Below are 4,453 nucleotides of genomic sequence, written 5' to 3'. Positions count from 1 at the left end.
TTTTGAGCATCTGACTCCATATTAGAGCAAGAGGAAAAAGCAGCAATGATTAATGTAAGTGTGATAATTTTTTTCATACCACAAATATATGAGTTATGTCCCAAGGTTTGTTTAGGGTGCTAATCTTAGGGTAGGGGTTACCCTTTGTCTCTGTTTGTTTAACTTGTAAACGTGAAAAAAAAGGGCCACGAATGTATGTCAGTAATTCCCAAAAATGTTTTAAACCCCCTATGGGGCTTTTTATCATTTGCCGTAATTACTCATTATGGTTTTGTGTCGTGTATATTCATCTTTACCGCCCCTGTAATCCCAGAACATTCTTGTGAAATAGCTTAGAATCTGGTACTCACTGTCATATCCTATTACCTTTTTGTTAGAGGGCTTTGGCTGCTTAGTTGTGTCAGTCTGCAAAAAATAAAAGTTTGTTTGGGCTTCATCTTTTTCACCTTTTCCACTTTTTAGGGTTTCAACCTTTGGCTGTTCAATTGGATCGGGTTGGGGTTGTTCCCTTATTTCCTTTTGCCTGAATAGTCTCCAATCTAATTTAATCAAATAGTCTGCAAGGTATTTGCCTTCGCTTTTATCTCGCTCAGGTGCTAACTGCTCCAATAAATCAGAAACCTGAAAATATGTACCTTTCAATTCCTTTTGAATTTCGTTTGCCTTTCTGCTCCATAAGTCAAAGGCTTTTCCATCTTTGGATAAATCAGGAAACAAATAAACCTTTCTACCTTTCAATGCTTTACATTTCTCTAATTTTAGGCTGCTCAAATTATAAACTGCTAACCAAAGTAAGTTCTTAGGCTGTTCAGGTGTTCCAAAGTATAGCGTGCTATAGATTGCTGTTTTAGGGGCTTCAACTAACGCTATAGGGTTGTGAGGGTATTTGCTTAAAAGGTATTCACCAAACAAACAAGAAACCTTTGATTCATTCTTTTTATAAGGGGTCAACCAATTAGGTAAACTATCTTGGTAAACCTTGTCAACAAGGTGCATATGTATGGATTCTATATGGTGTTGACATCAAAAGCAAATTTCCACGTGTAAGATCGGATACTGTAACAATTTCAAGATAAAAAATTGTCTTGCTAAGTGTTCATTATTTGATTGTTTCTTTTTATAGTTAAATTAAAAAAAAAGTCTGTTAATTTTGACGCTTTTTAATTTTAAGTTAGTTTTTTAATGGTCAATAATAGAGTAAACATACAACGCTCCATCTTTTTTTTATGTGCCACTTTTTTGAGTCAAGTGTCTTGGGGATTGTCATCCAGTAAAGTACAATTGTCTAATGCTACAGGGCCATATTTCATTCTTGATTCAAATAATCCTTGTACGGATGGGCCAACTGCAAGTTATGTTGGCGTTAAAATTACAAACACTTATTCCTCATCGATTAAAAACGTAGTAGTGCGGATGGATAGCATTGGCACTTCCAATAATCGAGTAGTGAATATGAGTGATTCGTCTCTTTCCTTGGGAAATATTTTGAGTGGTGATTCCTCAACAGCCTTTTTTTATGTTAAATATCCATGTTCCATAAATACAGCGTCAACTTTTTATTTCAGTGTATCGGATGATTCTACGGGGACAGTTAGTTATTCATTTACGGTAACAACTATATCCGTTATCTCCTCAAATGCTGGAGGCTTGGTTGTTGGTAGAAGTACGGGTATTTCAACACTTTTAGGAGGGATAGTTTCGGATACAATTACCTATGAAATGGGAAATATAAATAAGGCGAATGATATCGTGTCAATTAGCCCTAATGGTGATTCTTTGTTTAATTCCAAGAAGCTTGTTCTTTTATCTTCTAAAATAATTTCAAGTCAATTACCATTTATACCTGTTGGAACTAGAGATGATTTATATTTTGTGCTTCCGTCTAACAATAATACTCATCCTTCCGCTCCTCAAATTAAAGTGGTATATACTTATGTAAACAAAAGTACTCAGTATGTCAACCCGCTTGTACCTTTTGCTTACAACAAAAGCGGAGCTCAAAATAAATATACATCAAACTATGGGGATACTTCCGGAGCTTTGGCTGGCTATATAAGCATTCCTGCCGCTAGTAACTTACAACCGTTAAGAATAACTCGCTCTATCAACACTACCATAACTAATGCATGTGATACAGTTACTTATACCATTGATATTTCCAACCCAACAACTGAGCGAGTTCAATTTAACACCCTAATTGATAGTTTGCCGAACAATTTTACTTTCCTTGGTTTAACTGCTGCGAGTGATATAGACAGTTCCAACGCATTATCACTTCCACAATCCGGTGCAACTGGTATTATTCATTTTATCGGAGGAGTTTATGTAGATTCAATTCCTCCTTACTATTCATTCATTGTTGAACCCTCAGATACACTAACTGTTTCCTACCAAGTAAAAATATCCTGCAGTCAAACAGATACAAGTGCTCAAGTTTCTAAATCCATATTAAGTATAGGTGGATATCATAGTTCAAGCGACACATCTATCAATTGTGTTGGATGTTCAGTGGCACCACTTCCCGTTGACCTAACCTACTTTGAAGCTCAACCTTCTATCAATCATACGGCCTTTTTATCTTGGTCTACAGCCAGTGAAATCAACAACAGCCACTTTGAAATAGAACGTAGCTACGATGGCAGAGTATTTGAGCCGGTGGGTGAAGTAGCTGGTAATGGCAACAGCCAACATCTAATAAGGTACAGTTATACCGACCAAGCGATTAGTCCATCAGAAAATACGGCATTTTATCGACTTAAACAGGTAGATTTTGATGGTGCGTTTGAATATTCTGACATTCGAGTAGTACGATTTGATCAAATCGGTGAGGGCATGTATTTAAAAGCCTATCCAAACCCATTCTTTGATGAGGTAATCTTGATGGTAAGTCTACCGCAAGGAGAGGATTACAGTCTTGAAATAACAGACTTGAAAGGAGCGATAGTGCATCAATCCAATCATACATTTACCAGTGGAGTTCATACGATTCATCTTTCAACAAGGAATAAGGGGGTTTACGTGATAGAGGTGGTTTCCAAAAAAGGCTTAGAACATCTTAAGGTGATGAAGAAGTAAAGAATTCGATGATAATCTCAAAGCCTCTACCAGAGCGGAATAGTTGATTTTTTTAATATTCCGCTTTTTTTTGTTAATTTGAATTTCAATAACGTGTTGCTAATTAGTAATTCACGAACGAAGATTAGCCTTCATATTTTTGCAGTGGGCCAAAAAACTAATACAATGTATAAAGCACAAAAACAATCTTCTCTGTCAATCAGCTTATTTTTCTTTTTATTAATAATTGTAATTATCTCAGCTAGTTACACAAATTCATATGCTGCAATTATTTATGTAAAACACAATGCCATTGGATCAAACAACGGTATATCCTGGACGAATGCATATACCGCACTCCAAGATGCAATCAACAATTCATCGGCAGGTGATGAAATATGGGTAGCAGAGGGTACATATAAACCAAATACTATAGTTCCTTTTACTACCCCTTCAACTGACAATAGAAATAAAGGATATAGCATAAATAAAAACATTGAAATTTACGGTGGATTTGATGGCAATGAAACACAACGATCTCAAAGAGATTACCGCTCAAATATCACCATACTTAGTGGTGATATAGGAACAGCTGGGTCAGTTTCAGATAATTGTTATCACGTAATAATGACTGCTAATCTAAATTCAACAGCAGTTATTGACGGGTTTACCATTCAAGATGGTAATTCTAACGGAGGTAATGGTACTAACCAATTTGGTGGGAGGAATTTTTCAAAAGATTTAGGAGGAGGAATTGCCAACAATCAATCTTCTCCCACTCTTTCAAATTTAATCATAAAAAATAACAGGGGAAAAAATGGAGCAGGGATAAGTAACAGGGTATCTAGCTCAACTCTTGTCAATTTGATCGTTGCAGATAATATTGCAACACTAAACGGAGGAGGAGTAGCTAACATGGTAAGCGGAACACCAAGTATTATCAACTGTGTTTTTAGTGGAAATTTAGCTGATGATTATGGAGGTGGTATATATTCCGAAAACTCACCTACAATTACCAATTGTTCCTTTTTCGATAACACAACAACAACCAATACAAAAGGAGGTGGTGGTATATACGCAAAGAATGCAGGCACTTCTACTGTAGAAAATTGTATATTTAATGAAAATAAAATAGGCTCATCAAAAACTAATATTCACGCAGATATTAAGGCCTCATCCAACCATACTACTAATATGAGTTATAGTATAGTTCAATTGGCTAGTTCAAGTTATACTTTAGCCAATAGTAATGCACTTTCTTCAACCTCAAATATGGTCTACTCGGGCAACCCTTTATTCGTTAATGCTAGTGATCCTGACGGAGCAGATGATATTTGGATGACCAAGGATGATGGACTCAAGCTCAAGAGTACGAGCCCTGCTGTAGATGCAGGCCTTA

At 36.2% G+C, this 4,453-nt stretch carries 3 protein-coding genes; 2 read left to right on the top strand and 1 reads right to left on the bottom strand.

All coding sequences use genetic code 11. The features are described from left to right. Nucleotides 1–243: 243 nt before the first annotated feature. A complete protein-coding gene (locus tag ABF281_RS08830) occupies nucleotides 244–996 on the bottom strand; it encodes a DUF6371 domain-containing protein (protein ID WP_347181313.1) in 753 nt (250 codons plus the stop codon). Nucleotides 997–1,182: 186 nt separating this feature from the next. On the opposite strand from ABF281_RS08830, the gene ABF281_RS08825 reads away from it, so the two are divergent. Next, on the top strand, nucleotides 1,183–3,075 hold the full coding sequence (locus ABF281_RS08825; RefSeq protein ID WP_347181312.1) for a T9SS type A sorting domain-containing protein: 1,893 nt from the start codon (nucleotides 1,183–1,185) through the stop codon (nucleotides 3,073–3,075). Between the two features lie 165 nt (nucleotides 3,076–3,240). Next, nucleotides 3,241–4,453 (top strand): right-handed parallel beta-helix repeat-containing protein (locus ABF281_RS08820; protein WP_347181311.1); only part of this gene is annotated, 1,213 nt, incomplete at its 3' end.

This window comes from Wenyingzhuangia sp. (assembly GCF_039768515.1).
In the GTDB taxonomy this organism is placed as follows: domain Bacteria; phylum Bacteroidota; class Bacteroidia; order Flavobacteriales; family Flavobacteriaceae; genus Wenyingzhuangia.
This window is presented reverse-complemented; position numbering and strand designations above follow the sequence as displayed.